General features: G+C 56.8%; 18 protein-coding genes. 15 read left to right on the forward strand and 3 right to left on the reverse strand.

The genetic code is table 11. The features are described from left to right. Positions 1-31: 31 nt before the first annotated feature. The gene (locus RT52_RS15490; RefSeq protein WP_051690291.1) at positions 32-727 is read left to right on the forward strand and encodes a hemolysin family protein; all 696 of its coding nucleotides are present in this window, start codon (positions 32-34) and stop codon (positions 725-727) included. A gap of 100 nt (positions 728-827) precedes the next feature. Here the strand turns inward: RT52_RS15490 and RT52_RS15495 are convergent, their stop codons facing one another. Continuing rightward, positions 828-1,574: a hypothetical protein gene (locus tag RT52_RS15495; protein WP_034815900.1), complete on the reverse strand. Its 747-nt coding sequence runs from the start codon at positions 1,572-1,574 to the stop codon at positions 828-830. A 164-nt stretch (positions 1,575-1,738) separates the two neighbouring features. Between RT52_RS15495 and RT52_RS15500 the strand changes: the two genes are divergently transcribed. The 11 genes from RT52_RS15500 to RT52_RS15550 all read left to right on the forward strand — a co-directional run bounded on the left by RT52_RS15500 (position 1,739) and on the right by RT52_RS15550 (position 9,568). Beyond that, positions 1,739-2,890 (forward strand): DEAD/DEAH box helicase family protein, encoded by a 1,152-nt coding sequence (locus tag RT52_RS15500; RefSeq protein WP_034815903.1) that lies wholly within the window; start codon positions 1,739-1,741, stop codon positions 2,888-2,890. Further along, positions 2,887-3,555: a ComF family protein gene (locus RT52_RS16080; protein ID WP_051690292.1), complete on the forward strand. Its 669-nt coding sequence runs from the start codon at positions 2,887-2,889 to the stop codon at positions 3,553-3,555. Before RT52_RS15500 ends, RT52_RS16080 begins: the two co-directional genes overlap by 4 nt. 19 nt (positions 3,556-3,574) lie before the next feature. Then, positions 3,575-3,958 (forward strand): flagellar protein, encoded by a 384-nt coding sequence (locus RT52_RS15510; protein ID WP_034808221.1) that lies wholly within the window; start codon positions 3,575-3,577, stop codon positions 3,956-3,958. 20 nt (positions 3,959-3,978) lie between these two features. Continuing rightward, positions 3,979-4,230 (forward strand): flagellar biosynthesis anti-sigma factor FlgM, encoded by a 252-nt coding sequence (locus RT52_RS15515; protein ID WP_034815907.1) that lies wholly within the window; start codon positions 3,979-3,981, stop codon positions 4,228-4,230. Between the two features lie 107 nt (positions 4,231-4,337). Continuing rightward, positions 4,338-4,694, forward strand: coding sequence for a flagellar export chaperone FlgN (gene flgN / locus RT52_RS15520; RefSeq protein WP_034815910.1), 357 nt, complete (start codon positions 4,338-4,340; stop codon positions 4,692-4,694). 12 nt (positions 4,695-4,706) lie between these two features. Then, positions 4,707-6,215 carry a flagellar hook-associated protein FlgK gene (flgK, locus tag RT52_RS15525; RefSeq protein ID WP_034815913.1) on the forward strand — a complete coding sequence of 503 codons (1,509 nt, stop codon included), beginning with the start codon at positions 4,707-4,709 and terminating at the stop codon, positions 6,213-6,215. 6 nt (positions 6,216-6,221) lie between these two features. Then, on the forward strand, positions 6,222-7,151 hold the full coding sequence (gene flgL, locus RT52_RS15530; RefSeq protein WP_034815915.1) for a flagellar hook-associated protein FlgL: 930 nt from the start codon (positions 6,222-6,224) through the stop codon (positions 7,149-7,151). Positions 7,152-7,178: 27 nt separating this feature from the next. Next, positions 7,179-7,733 (forward strand): DUF6470 family protein, encoded by a 555-nt coding sequence (locus RT52_RS15535; protein WP_245175477.1) that lies wholly within the window; start codon positions 7,179-7,181, stop codon positions 7,731-7,733. A 15-nt stretch (positions 7,734-7,748) separates the two neighbouring features. Then, positions 7,749-8,186, forward strand: a complete 438-nt coding sequence (gene fliW / locus RT52_RS15540; protein WP_024370484.1) for a flagellar assembly protein FliW — start codon at positions 7,749-7,751, stop codon at positions 8,184-8,186. Continuing rightward, complete coding sequence (csrA, locus tag RT52_RS15545) at positions 8,186-8,413, forward strand: carbon storage regulator CsrA (RefSeq protein WP_024370483.1); 228 nt, start codon at positions 8,186-8,188, stop codon at positions 8,411-8,413. The genes fliW and csrA overlap by 1 nt, the downstream gene beginning before the upstream one ends. A 99-nt stretch (positions 8,414-8,512) precedes the next feature. After that, positions 8,513-9,568, forward strand: coding sequence for a GGDEF domain-containing protein (locus RT52_RS15550; RefSeq protein ID WP_034815920.1), 1,056 nt, complete (start codon positions 8,513-8,515; stop codon positions 9,566-9,568). 27 nt (positions 9,569-9,595) lie between these two features. Here RT52_RS15550 and RT52_RS15555 read toward each other — a convergent pair whose 3' ends face one another. Next, a complete protein-coding gene (locus tag RT52_RS15555) occupies positions 9,596-10,510 on the reverse strand; it encodes a YitT family protein (RefSeq protein WP_034815923.1) in 915 nt (304 codons plus the stop codon). Positions 10,511-10,630: 120 nt separating this feature from the next. Between RT52_RS15555 and RT52_RS15560 the strand changes: the two genes are divergently transcribed. Together RT52_RS15560 and RT52_RS15565 are read left to right on the forward strand one after the other, a co-directional pair. Next, positions 10,631-11,581: a DMT family transporter gene (locus RT52_RS15560; RefSeq protein WP_034815926.1), complete on the forward strand. Its 951-nt coding sequence runs from the start codon at positions 10,631-10,633 to the stop codon at positions 11,579-11,581. A gap of 2 nt (positions 11,582-11,583) precedes the next feature. Then, positions 11,584-11,877, forward strand: coding sequence for a putative quinol monooxygenase (locus RT52_RS15565; protein WP_034815929.1), 294 nt, complete (start codon positions 11,584-11,586; stop codon positions 11,875-11,877). A gap of 32 nt (positions 11,878-11,909) precedes the next feature. Here the strand turns inward: RT52_RS15565 and RT52_RS15570 are convergent, their stop codons facing one another. After that, on the reverse strand, positions 11,910-12,407 hold the full coding sequence (locus RT52_RS15570) for a hypothetical protein (protein ID WP_034815933.1): 498 nt from the start codon (positions 12,405-12,407) through the stop codon (positions 11,910-11,912). 156 nt (positions 12,408-12,563) lie between these two features. Here RT52_RS15570 and RT52_RS15575 point away from each other — a divergent pair, with 156 nt between their 5' ends. After that, a complete protein-coding gene (locus tag RT52_RS15575) occupies positions 12,564-13,049 on the forward strand; it encodes a hypothetical protein (protein ID WP_024370476.1) in 486 nt (161 codons plus the stop codon). Positions 13,050-13,070: the final 21 nt, after the last annotated feature.

Here is a 13,070-nt window from a genome sequence, read left to right on the forward strand (position 1 = left end):
TGGGTGTTGCACTTAATTTTATAATTCATCGATGCAAAACATCTTCTCGTTCGACCAGCACGTCACGAAAGACGTCATGGTGCCGCGGACGAAAGTCGAGGCGATCGACATCGAGGCGACGCGCGCCGAAGTGCTCGCGACGTTCGCCGACAGCCAGTACACCCGTTATCCGATCATGGAAGGCGGGGACAAGGACCATTTAATCGGCTACATTAACGTCAAGGAAGTGCTCATGGGCTTGGCGATGCAACCTTCTGTCGATTTGAAGGCGTACGTGAAAGAGTTGCCTGTCGTCCACGAGATGACACCGTTAGAAGATACATTGAAACAGATGCGCGAGGTGCGGACGCATATCGCTATCGTCCTCGACGAATATGGCGGCACATCGGGCCTCATCACGCTCGAAGATTTGCTTGAAGAGATCGTCGGCGAGATTCGTGACGAGTTCGATGAGGACGAGGTCGACCCGATCCATACGGTCGATGCGTCGACGTACGACATCGACACACGCGTCCGCCTCGACGAGCTCGAAGGACGCTTCGGCCTCATGTTCGAGAACGCCGAGGAGATCGATACGCTTGGCGGTTGGCTCCAAGTCAACCGGGACGAGAATAGCGTCGGGACGACGTTCGAGTTCGACCGCTACATGCTCACCATCCTCGAGATGACAGAGCATCACGTCGAACGGGTCCGTCTCATCGTCCATCCTGACGTCAAAGAGGCATAACAAAAGGTTCATCCGCGTGTGTTGCGGATGAACCTTTTGTCGTTCCATCAATGCGGGGCGACGATGTTTCTGAAGCGAGGAGGTTTAGTCTACCCGTCGGTCATTCCATCTCCATCCATTCTTTATGATTTCGTTGCAGTCGTTCAACCAAACCTTCCTGATCGATGTCTTCCGCGTTGACGCGTCCGGAATAGAATGACTTGTTCCCGTCTTGAATCGAGATGAGAAGTGTCCGGAACGGCACGTCGGCCTCGTCGAGCACGCGCTTGACGTCACGCATCCGTTCACTCGCATGTTGCGCCGTTGCATCTTCGCCTTCAATCCAGATGACGAGGGAACCGTGATCGCGTCCGATTTGTTTGATGTCGTACGGGTGGTCGAGGATGAGCGTCGCCGGGTCGAGCGCCTCCTCGGCCGAACCTTCGCCTTCATAGATGGTCAACACTTCTTCATACAACTCATAGTCGAAAGGGAGCGAGCGGAGGGCTGTTTCCACGAGCGGATGATATTCTGCATGTAGCCGATTGAACGTCACCGTCCCGGACAGGACGTCATCATAGTAATCGTTGATAATCGCGCCATCCCCGTTTACGACCACATCAAACTGTGTGTCCTCGCTCGTTTGTGATGCAAATGTGACGACGTACGCATCGCTCCCCCAAATCTGTAGCCCAGCGTGTACCGCCGATACCTCGATATGTGGATAGTACGTCGTGACGTATTGTTCCGCCGTCGCGATTGCTCGCTGTTCATCTCGCGGGTCACCGAACAATGTGTGTGATAGGAGCGTACCGACCCCGTACAGGATGAGCCCGGCTCCGATCAGCGTCCCGAGAAAACGCCGCATACATACCACTTCCTCACTAAAAAAGTCTGTTTCTTCCATTATCGTAATCGATTGCGTATTTGAACACATCCGCTTAAAGAACGAAAGGCGTCGACTTACGGACGATAACTCGTGTGTCATGTAACCAGTCAACCTGATAGCGTCAGAGAAAAAGGACTGATTTCATGGGACAACTTGTCATCCATCCAGACGGGCAACGCGCCATCCGTTTCGGCATGTGCCAACGCTGCCTGAGTACCGACGTCCGGGGTTTCACGTGTCTTCACGGGAGCTGCAGCTATTGCCGCAACTGTCTCCACCTCGGTCGGGTATGCCGCTGTGACTTCTTAAAAGAACTCGACGTCACGACGCCGGTCGAGCCGACCGAGCTCGTCATGCCGTTCGACTTGAGCGACGGCCAAGAACATGTGAGCGAACAGCTCCTGAAGTGGTGGGAGACGAAGACGTCCGGCCTCGTCCACGCCGTCTGTGGGTCCGGCAAGACGGAGATGGCGTTCCCGGTCATCGAACGCGTCGTAAACGTTGGGAAGCGTGTCCTCATCGTCTCGCCGCGTCGCGATGTCGCCATCGAATGGGCCGACCGACTCGAGCGCGCCTTCTCCGTCCCGATCACAAGGCGTTACGGCGGTGGGGAGAAAGACACGGTCGGGATGATCACCGTCGCGACGGCACCGCTCCTATTGAATTTGAAACACGTCTTCGACTACGTGCTCGTCGACGAGTCGGACGCGTTCCCGTTCGCCTTTGACTTGTCGCTCTGGTGGACGATTCGACGCGCCGGGAAAGGCGTCTTCTTGTTCGTGACGGCGACCCCGACCGTCTGGCAGCGTCAGTTCCCGACCGTCCACTTGTCCCGGCGCTATCACGGGCATGACTTGCCCGTCCCGACGCTCGTCAGACAGACGGATGAGGCGATCATCGCGTTCTGCCAAAGAGAGACGCCGCGGCTCTTGTTCGTGCCGACGAAGGCCGACCTCGTCCGTTACGGGGCACGCTTGACCGATGCCGGCTTCACGGTCCGCATGGTCTCGGCCGACACGAACGAGCGGACGGACACGCTCGAGTGGCTCGCCTCGACGAACGGCATCGTGCTCGCGACGTCGATTTGGGAGCGGGGCATGACGGTGCGCGGGGTCGATGTCGCCGTGATCGAGAGTGAACATATGCTCTTCACCTCGCGCGGTCTCATCCAGATGGCCGGGCGGGCCGGACGAAAACCGGACGCGCCGACCGGGGACGTCGTCTTCTTCTACAACGAGCGGACGTGGCGTCAAGACCGGGCCATCGAAGCGATTGAACGGGCGAATCGCCGATGAACTGCCTCGTCTGTCGGAAACCGCTCAATGTCAAATGGACGCCGTCGACGTTGTTCAAACGTGACTGGGTCTGTTCGGACTGCGAGACGTCACTCACCCCGCTCGTGCCGGGCTGTCCGAGATGCGGGCATCCGACCGAGGACGAGAAGACGTGCCCGGACTGCATCCGCTGGCTCGCCCTCGGTCTCGACTTGACCGTGCGCTCGCTCTACGCCTATGACGAGGCCGGGGCGAACTGGCTCCACCGGTACAAGTTCGGCGGGGACGTGGCGCTCGTCGAACACGTGAAGCCGGTCCTCCGGGCGTGTCGTGAGAAAGGCGTGTGGTACGTACCGATTCCGCTCGGCGAGGAGCGATTAAAGCAGCGACGCTTCAATCAGGCGGAACTGCTCGCCCGTGCCATCGGACCGATGCGGCCGCTACTTCAAAAGACAGAGGTTTTGAGTCAACGCGAACTTGGGAAAGGAGAAAGGCGGCACCGTCAAAACCCGTTCGCTATACAAACCGAAGTCCGATGTGAGAAAATTGTTCTCGTCGACGACGTCTATACGACAGGGACGACGCTCCATCAGGCGGCGCTCACGTTGAAACATGCGGGCTACCGAGAAGTTTCTGCCGTTTGCTTGTTCCGGGCGCTAAACAAATCAAAAACGCGTCCGATATAAAAGGCAGAGGTGAAGGACAATGGAAGCCACAACGTGTCAAAAGTGCGGACGCCTGTTCATGAAACAAGGCCGCTCGCCTTACTGCCCGTCCTGCGGGGAAGTCGACTTTCAAAACTTCTTGAAAGTGCGCGACTTCATCCGTGAACCAGACAATAGAGAGACCACGATCGGGGCCCTCGTCGAAGCGACAGGCGTCTCCGAGCTTGATATCACGCGATATATCCATGAAGGACGCCTGATCATCAAGGACAACCCAGGTCTCGCCATCAGCTGTGTCCGGTGCGGGGAACCGACGAACGCCGGAAAAGTTTGTACGAGTTGCCAGACCGACATGCAGCAAGAACTGCACAGTTTACAACAAAGCATCACGAAACCAAGCGCTCGCGCTTATCGTTTGGACTAACATCAAGAGGGGGGATACGCATGCGCATCGATTCTGCCAAGTGGGTACATTTACCACACACGTACGAGAAGAAAACGCAAGCCGAGACGAAGCCCGAGCCAACACGCCAAACGGACCGACTATCGATATCGGCGGAAGCCCGCGCCCGGTTTGAAGAACCGGTGAAACATCCGGAACGCCTTGAGAAGATCAACGCCTTGAAGGCCGAGATTGACGCAGGGACGTATTCACGGGACGCGCGCGACATCGCCAAACGCTTTCTACAAGGATGAATGGAAGCAAGGTCCGCTTGAGGCCTTCGCACGGATAACACGGCACGGAAGCTGACTAGAGGGGACCCCTTTTTAGTCGGCTCTTTTTTTGGAAAAAGGAGAGACTTATGCTCGCATTACATACACGTTTGCTCGAACTCGCCTACGAGAAAGAACAGCTCTTGATCAAAGGCGACATGCCCGCCTTCACGACGCTCGTCAAGGAAGAAGCGAAACTCGTCCGGCAAATCGCACAAAAAGAAGCGGAACGACTTCAAGGTTTGCTCATTTTGGACGATGAAGAGAAAGAAGCACTCAGACCGGTCCTGTTCGAACTGAAACGGCAGAACGAATTGAACGCCGCGCTACTCGAACAGTCGCTCAACTATATCAACTGGCACCTCGACATGCTCATGCCAGACGCAGACGATTTCACTTACGGCCAACAAGCGTTCGAGACACGCTCGTTCAGCCGCGACGTATAAGGGGGAAGATTGATGGGTTCAACATTTATGGGATTGGAGACGGCACGGCGGAGCCTCTCGACACACCAATGGGCGCTCCAGGCGACCGGCAACAACGTCGCCAACGCCTCTAACCCGGGCTATTCACGCCAACGCCTGACGATCGGCATGACCGAACAACTGAGCGTCAACTTCGGCGGCACGAAGGCCGGACAGTTCGGGACCGGTGTCCGCGGCGAGACGCTCGCTCGGATTCGCGACTTGATGATTGACCAGCAGTATCGAGATGAGACGGTAAAGAATTCGTTTTATGCGACGAAGCAAGCGGCCTTCGGACGAATGGAAGACATCATCAACGAGCCTTCTGAGAACGGGCTCGCCAAGTCGCTCGACTTGTTCTGGGCGTCGCTTCAGGACTTGTCGGTCAACCCGGACGACACGGGCGCGCGTAGCGTCGTGCGCCAACGGGCGATGACGCTAGCCAGTACGTTCAACTATATGTCCTCCTCACTTACTAAAGTGCAGGACGATTTAAAAGCAGAAGCGGACGTTGTCGTCAAGAAAGTGAACGATCTTTTAACAAAAATCAGTGATGTTAACCGTCAAATCGGAGATGCGGAACCGCTCGGCGTGTTACCGAACGAATTGTATGACGCACGTGACCGTTACATGGACGAACTTGCCCGATATATCGAATTCGAGCGCAAACCAATCGACTATTTGAACGGCGAGACGCGCGGGAACTCGCAACGGATGGCGGAAGGGCGTATTGATATTGTCATTAACTTGAATACGACTCCGACAAAAACACCGGTAACGTTAGTGGATGCAGCTAATGGAAAGGTTGGCTCAATTGGGAGTTCTGGTTATAAAGATGCGGGGGCGCTTGCGGCAGACCCAATGCTTCCAATGACGTTTGACGATATGCCGAATGGAAAGTTGAAAGCACTTGTCGATATGCATGACGGGGCCTTCACGAAAATGCTGAAAGACTTAGATGAAATGGCAAGCGTATTCGCGACAGCGTTCAACAATACCCATAAGTTAAACAAAGATGCGGCAGGTGTGGAAGGGCGAGACGATTTCTTTATTGATTCTGTATCAGGTACGAATGTAGGGATAAAAGCCTCGACCATCCAAGTGAGCGATGACTTTATGAAGAACCTTGATTTGATTGCCGCGTCACAGGACGGCAACATCGGCGATGGCAGCGGGGCGCTAGCACTCGCTCGCTTGAAAGAATTCTCACTTAGTTTTGATGGCTCTGTTACGACGTCGACTTCGATTGGGAAATATTATCAAAACGTTATTGGGAACATGGCTGTCGAGGCAAGTCAAAACGGTAGTCTTGCTAAGAGTACCTTTGCCCTCATGGCGAGCTCGGATCAGCGACGCATGTCGGTGAGCGCCGTGTCGCTTGATGAGGAAATGACGATGATGATCCAGTATCAACACGCTTATAATGCGGCGGCCCGGAATATTACCGCCGTCGACGAGATGCTCGATAAAATCATTAACGGCATGGGAATTGTAGGGAGGTAATGATTGATGCGTGTCACACAGACGATGCTTACACAGACAAACTTGAAACACTTATCAAGTAGCTATAACACACTTGCCCGTGTTCAAGAACAATTGATTAGCGGAAAGCGGATTCAAAAAGCGTCGGAAGACCCGGTCGTCGCGATGCAAGGCATCCGCTACCGAACCGAGGTGCGCGAGGTCGACCAATTCCGCCGTAACGTCAGCGAGGCGACGAGTTGGATGGACTTGACCGACTCGACGCTGAACGAAGTGACGGAAGCCGTCAAACGGATTCGCGAATTGACGACGCAGGCGGCAAACGACACGTATGAGTCGTCACAACGTCAAATCATCAAGAGTGAAATCGACCAGCTCGTCGAGCATATCGGCTCGCTCGCGAACGCGAAATCGGGCGAGAAGTACATCTATAACGGCACGAAGACGGACCAGCCGCTCATCGACATGGCCGCGCTGAAGGCGTTCCTCGCCGACCCGGACGCGGACGTCGATTCGATCTATACGGGCGGTGTGCCGACGGACAGCGGCAAGATTTCCTTCGAGGTGTCAAAAGGTATTACGATGCAAGTGAATATGCAACCAGAAACGATATTTGGAAAAGAGCTGTTCGAGGGACTCCATAAATTGAGTACAATGTTAAATAAACCGGATACGGGCGGGGCCGACTTGTCGGCACAGCTCGCGACGCTCGACACGCTCGGGCAGAACTTGATCACGGAGCGGGCCGAACTCGGCGCGCGCGCGAACCGACTCGAGCTCGTCGACAATCGCCTGCAAGACCACGAAATCATCGCGAAGACGATCATGTCGGACAACGAGGACATCGACATCGAGCGCGTCATCATGGAACTCAAGTCACATGAGACGGTGCACCGGGCCGCACTCTCGGCCGGTGCCCGCATCATCCAGCCGACGCTCCTCGACTTCCTTCGGTAACGGCGGATGAATCTCGCGAGGCTTGAGATGCGGCAGACGCATGCTGCCATCCAGATGACGTCGAACCGGCCCGTGCTCGAGATGAGACAAGGCCGGGCCGACATGACGATGACGCAAGGGAAGGCCGAGATGACGCAGCGGACGACACCAGGGACGCTCGAGGTCGACTCGTCGGTCGCCCGGAGCGAGAGCAACTTAAAAGGCGCGCTCGAACTCGGCCGCCATTTCGGCGGGCTCGGTGAACAAGGGGCGCGCGAGGCGACGAGCATGGCCGCCCGCGAAGGCGACCAGCTCATGCGGATCGAGAACGGCAACCCGATTCCACAGATCGCCGCCAGCAAAGTGAACGACCCGTATCCGGTCGTCGACCTCGAATTCATGCCGAAGTCGATTGACCGCGTCAAGTTGACGTACACGCCGGCGGATGTCAAAATCGAGTGGAACGTGACACCGGCACAGATTGATGTATCGCTCACCCCGACCGATTTCTCGTTCACGCCATGGACGACGGACATCTCGCTCCGTCAACAGGCGTCGCTCGAGATGTGGGCGGTCGGTGGGATGTATGATGAGACGCGTTGAAAGTGAGGAAGATCCATGTTCATTGAGACAGATTATTTTGGCAAGATCGAAGTGAAAGAAGAAGAGACGATCTCGTTCGTCAGTGAGATCCCGGGCTTCCCGGAATCGAAGACGTTCGCGCTCATCCCGTACGGCGACGACCTGCCGTTTTGGTCGCTCCAGTCGCTCGAGGACAAGGCGTGCGCCTTCGTCGTGACGAACCCGTTCTGGCATAAGCCGGATTACGCGTTCGAGTTGACGGACGGGGCGAAAGACCAGCTCGGCATCGACGAGGCGGAACACGTGTCGGTGTATGCCATCGTCACGCTCCGCGAACCGTTCGAGACGTCGACGCTCAACTTGAAGGCCCCGATCGTCATCGAGACGAACGAGCGCCGCGGCAAACAAGTCATCCTAGACGATGCCTACCCGGCGCGCTTCCCGCTCGGCGGCCAGAAAAGCGAGGTGCGCTGATGCTCGTATTGAAACGAAAACAAGGCGAGGCGATTCATATCGGCGACGACGTGACGCTGACGGTGCTCGCGATCGAGGGCGACCAAGTGAAGCTCGGGATTGACGCACCGCGCCATATCGACATCCATCGCCATGAAGTGTACGTCCAGATGCAGGCCGAGAACGAGTCGGCCCGGGACAGCGCCAACTTGATGCGACAGATGATGCAAAACAAGTCGGAAGCGTGAGCTTTCGGCTTTTTTCATTGGTGTAGCTTATTAACGGATGACAGTCGCCCTGATCATGCGTTACGATGGATGGGAATTTCGGGGAAAGGGTGCGGTCGTTTGGGTCAAGTTGTCAATATCTTCTTTATCAATATCAGTATCATCTATCTCGTCTTGTCGCTCACGCTCTACTTGATGCGACACGTGTTGCCGGTGCAAGTGGCGTCGCCGCTCGCTGTCCGGGTATGGTTCGGGCTCGCGATGGGGCTCGCGGCCGTCTTGTTGACCGTCAATTCGTTCTCGGTCGGGGAGGCGCGCATCGACCTCCGCATCATCCCGCTCGCCTTGGCGGCGGCGTACGCCGGACCGATCGGGGTCGCAGTCACGATTGGGCTGACACTTCTTGGTCGCTTCGGGCTCGACGGCATGACCGATCAGTTCATCCGCTCGTTCGGCACACTCGGCCTGTTCTTCGTCTTATCGCTCGTCTTGAATCGATTGTCACTGCGGCGCGGTCACTTATACTCGGCCTATCTCGTGTTTGGGGCCGTGCTCGTCTTATTCCGCATCGCCGGGAATATTCCGATGCACGCGTTCACGAATGTGTTCCTGCCGTATTTCGTCATCACATTCTTCGGCGGCTGGATGTGCTACTGGGTCGCGAAGCAAATCGAGACGCATTTGCGCATGTTCCGACTCCACACGCAGCGAGCGACCGTCGACGAGTTGACGGGGCTGCCGAACCGGTATATGACGCTCGAGCGGCTGAACGACGTCGAGGCGTCCGGTCTTCCGTGGGCACTCCTCGTCATCGACGTCGACCGGTTCAAACAGTTGAACGATACATATGGCCACCGGGCCGGGGATGCGGTGTTGCGTCGAATCGGGACGACGCTCCGCGACCATTGCCCGGAAGCTGGATTCGTCGGACGATACGGTGGGGAAGAGCTCGTCATGGTGACCGAGAACGCGCATGACGCCGAACAACTCGCCGAACGGCTCGTCCGTGCGGTCCGTGAGACGACGTATACGTTCGAAGGCCAACCGATTCCGATGACGATCTCGGTCGGGGTGTCGATTGCGAACGCAGAACCGGGGACGGTCGTCTTCGAGCGAGCCGATGCCGCACTTTATCAAGCGAAGGCGGATGGTCGCGACCAAGTGAAAATCGGGTAAACAAAAAATCGGCCGTGGCCGATTTTTTTAGTGGATATTTTTCTTCTTGAACTGTCCGCCCCGGACGTCGTGAATATTGCCGATGGCGAGGAATGCCTTATCGTCATAGTCGTCGAGGATGTCTTTCAGCTTCGTCTCCTCGAGTCGGCTGATGACCGTGAAGACGACTTTCTTCCCGTCGCCCGTGTACGCCCCTTCCCCGTGCAAGTACGTCACGCCGCGGCCGAGCCGGTCCATGATCGCCTGGCCGACGTCTTCAGGCGATGTCGTGATGATCCACGCCGCCTTCGATTGGTCGAGTCCCTCGAGTACGACGTCAATCGTCTTGAAGGCGATGAAATACGTGAGGAGCGAGTACATCGCCCGGTCCCAGCTGAAGACGAAACCGGCCGTCCCGAGGATGAAGATGTTGAAGAACATGACAATCTCGCCGACCGAGAACGGCAATCGGTTCGTGAAGGCGACGGCCAAAATCTCCGTCCCGTCGAGCGAACCGCCGGCGCGGATGACGAGGCCGATGCCGACGCCGAGCAAGAAGCCGCCGAAGACGGTCGACAAGAGCAGGTCGTCCGTGAACGGTTCGATGTTATGTAGCAGAATCGTGAAACCCGACATGAGGAGGATCGCCGTCAACGTGACGACGGCGAACGTCTTCCCGATTTGACGATAGCCGAAGTAGATGAACGGCAAGTTGAAGAGGACGAGCCAGATGGCGAGTTTCGTGCCGGACAAGTACGAGACGATAATCGACACCCCGACGATGCCGCCGTCGATGATTTGGTTCGGGACGAGGAACGCCTCGAGCCCGATGGCGAAGATGAGGGCGCCAAACAAGAGGAGGAGTCCTTTGGCGACGAGTTCCGTCCGTTTGATCGGGTTATGTTCGCGCTTCAAGCGCGTCACTTCCTCCGGTGACGGGGAAGGCATCGGTGGACGCTGCATAGACATCCGCCCCTTTCCTTTTTTAAACAGTATAACAAATCTCATAGCGTTTTAAGCAGTCGAGGCAGGGAATCTGACACAACGTATGGAACTAGTGGGGATTCAGAAAGGAGGGATGCGATGCGTCCGCTCATCCTCGGCGTGTTCGCCGCACTCTTTTTCGCGAGCACGTTCGTCTTAAATGAAGCCATGCATATCGGGGGCGGCCACTGGGCGTATAGCGCCTCGCTCCGCTTCTTGTTCATGATCCCGCTCCTCGTCCTCGTCGTCGCCATGCGCGGCGGATTGGGGCGAGTGCGAAAGGCACTCGCAGACGACCCGGTGCCGTGGCTCGTCTGGGGGACGGTCGGGTTCGGCCTGTTTTACGTCCCGATCTGTATCGCCGCTGTCGAGGCACCGCCTTGGCTCATCGCCGGCACGTGGCAAGTGACGATCCTCGCCGGGGCGCTCTTGTCGCCGCTCTTTAAACGAGCGGACGGGACACGCGAACAGATTCCGTGGACGGCGCTCCGCTTCTCCGGAATCATTTTGTTTGGGGTCGTCCTCATGCAAGTCGAGTTTTTACAGACGTTCGAGCCGCGCTTCCTGCTGATCGGCGTCTTGCCGGTGCTCGTCGCCGCGTTCGCCTATCCGCTCGGCAACCGGAAGATGATGGCCCACACCGACCTCGACGTGTTCGAGCGCATCCTCGGCATGTGCGTCGGCTCGCTCCCGGTATGGTTGTTGTTGTTCGGTTACGGGCTGACGACCGGGACGCCATCGGGGGCGCAAGTGTCGCAGACGCTTCTCGTCGCGTTACTTTCCGGTGTCATCGCGACGGTGCTCTTCTTCAAGGCGACCGATCTCGTCAAACACGACATGGGCCGGCTCGCGACGGTCGAGGCGACACAGGCGCTCGAGGTGCTGTTCGCGCTCGTCGGCGAGATGTTGATTTTACAGGCGGGACTGCCGTCAGGGCTGTCGCTCGTGGGGATCGGGATTGTCATGATTGGGGTGACGTTGCATAGCCGAGCCTCACTCAAGGTGATGGAGAAGCCAGTTGCGATTGACCGATATGGGAAGGAGGGATGAAGATGGCGTATGGGATAATCGGCAAGTTGACCGCGATGCAAGGAGAGCGGGAGACGTTGCTGGCGATATTGCTTGAGGCCGCCACGTCGATGGAACAGGAAGCGGGGTGCGAGGCGTATCGGGTGAGCGTCTCGCTCGACGACGACGCGATCGTCGTCTATGAAGTGTGGGCAAGCGAGGCCGCCCACCAACAGTCGCTCGCGCTTCCGGTGACAAGGCGATTGATCGATCAGGCGAAGCCGATCTTGGCCAGTGTCGAACAGATGGTGACGTTTGAGCCGAAAGGAACGTATTAAAAGACCCACGTCCGCGGACGTGGGTTTGTCAGTTACGATTTTGTGAGGCTGCCTTTGACTTTGGCGTAGAAATCGTCCATCATACCCGTACGGCTGCCGAGCTGGCAGACGAGTTCGAGCGTCTCTTTATAGAACTTCTTGACGAGCCCTTTGTTTTTGATGGCTGGCATCGATGCGAGCGTCTTCTCTAAGTTCTGCAAGATCTCTTCGATTTGCGCGTCCGAGTCCGGTTTCACGATCGTCATGTTTTCCGGGATCTTGACAAGCTTGTCCTGCTCCTGGTGACGGAACGAGGCGCCGAAGCCGAGGTTCTCGATGAAGAGGTGCGGCATCGCCTTTTGGCCGAAGAACTGTTTATGCCAGTCCGTCGCTTTCATCGTGTCCATGTCCTGCTTGAACGTGGACGCCGTCGAGACGTACTGTTTGAACAAGTCGGTCATGAATTTCTCGATGACCGGGATTTGAAGGGCGAAGACGTTTTTTAAGAGCGCGTCGAGTTGCGCCCGTGATAATTGGGATTCGTTAGACATGTCGGTTCCTCTTTTCTATAATGCGATACTTTTATCGTATGGGATTGGGGAACGTGCGTCAACGCATCCCGAAACATTTTTTCAGAATATTTAATGATTTGCCTGCATTTTGTGCGATAATCGTCTCATGGCAGGAATAAAGAGGAGTGGATCAACATGAACAAAACATTGAAGTGGGCCGTCGCGCTTGGCGTGACCGGGGCCCTTGTCGCAACGGTCGGTGTCGTCTCGTCCCGGGGACGGACCGATGACACGTCGCAGACGATTCGGGACCGTGCCCTCGGCTATGAGATCATTCTCCCGTCGAAGATCGCCGAGGCGATCGAGCGCGGAGACGTCTACATCGAGAAGTCGCAAGACGTGACTGATATCGGCGACAAGGCGAGCTACGGCACGTTCGACCTCTACTACAATCTTGAGGGCGGCGACGACCAGTTGTTGTTCCACTTGGACCTCGTCGACCGCGAGTTGTCAGAAGAGGCGTTCGCGGAGGAAGTCGGCTACGGCAACTACCTCGGTGCGAGCGACAAGACGTTCTTCTGGGTCGAACCGACCGAAGCCGTGCCGGGTGCCGAGGCGCACACGGACGAGATCACGGAGCTCCTTGAGACGCTCCCGGAGCTCGAGTTCCGCACGTTATGAGTCCGCCCGCTTCGGCGGGCT

The organism is Exiguobacterium alkaliphilum 12/1, from assembly GCF_000714435.1.
Classification (GTDB): domain Bacteria; phylum Bacillota; class Bacilli; order Exiguobacteriales; family Exiguobacteriaceae; genus Exiguobacterium; species Exiguobacterium alkaliphilum.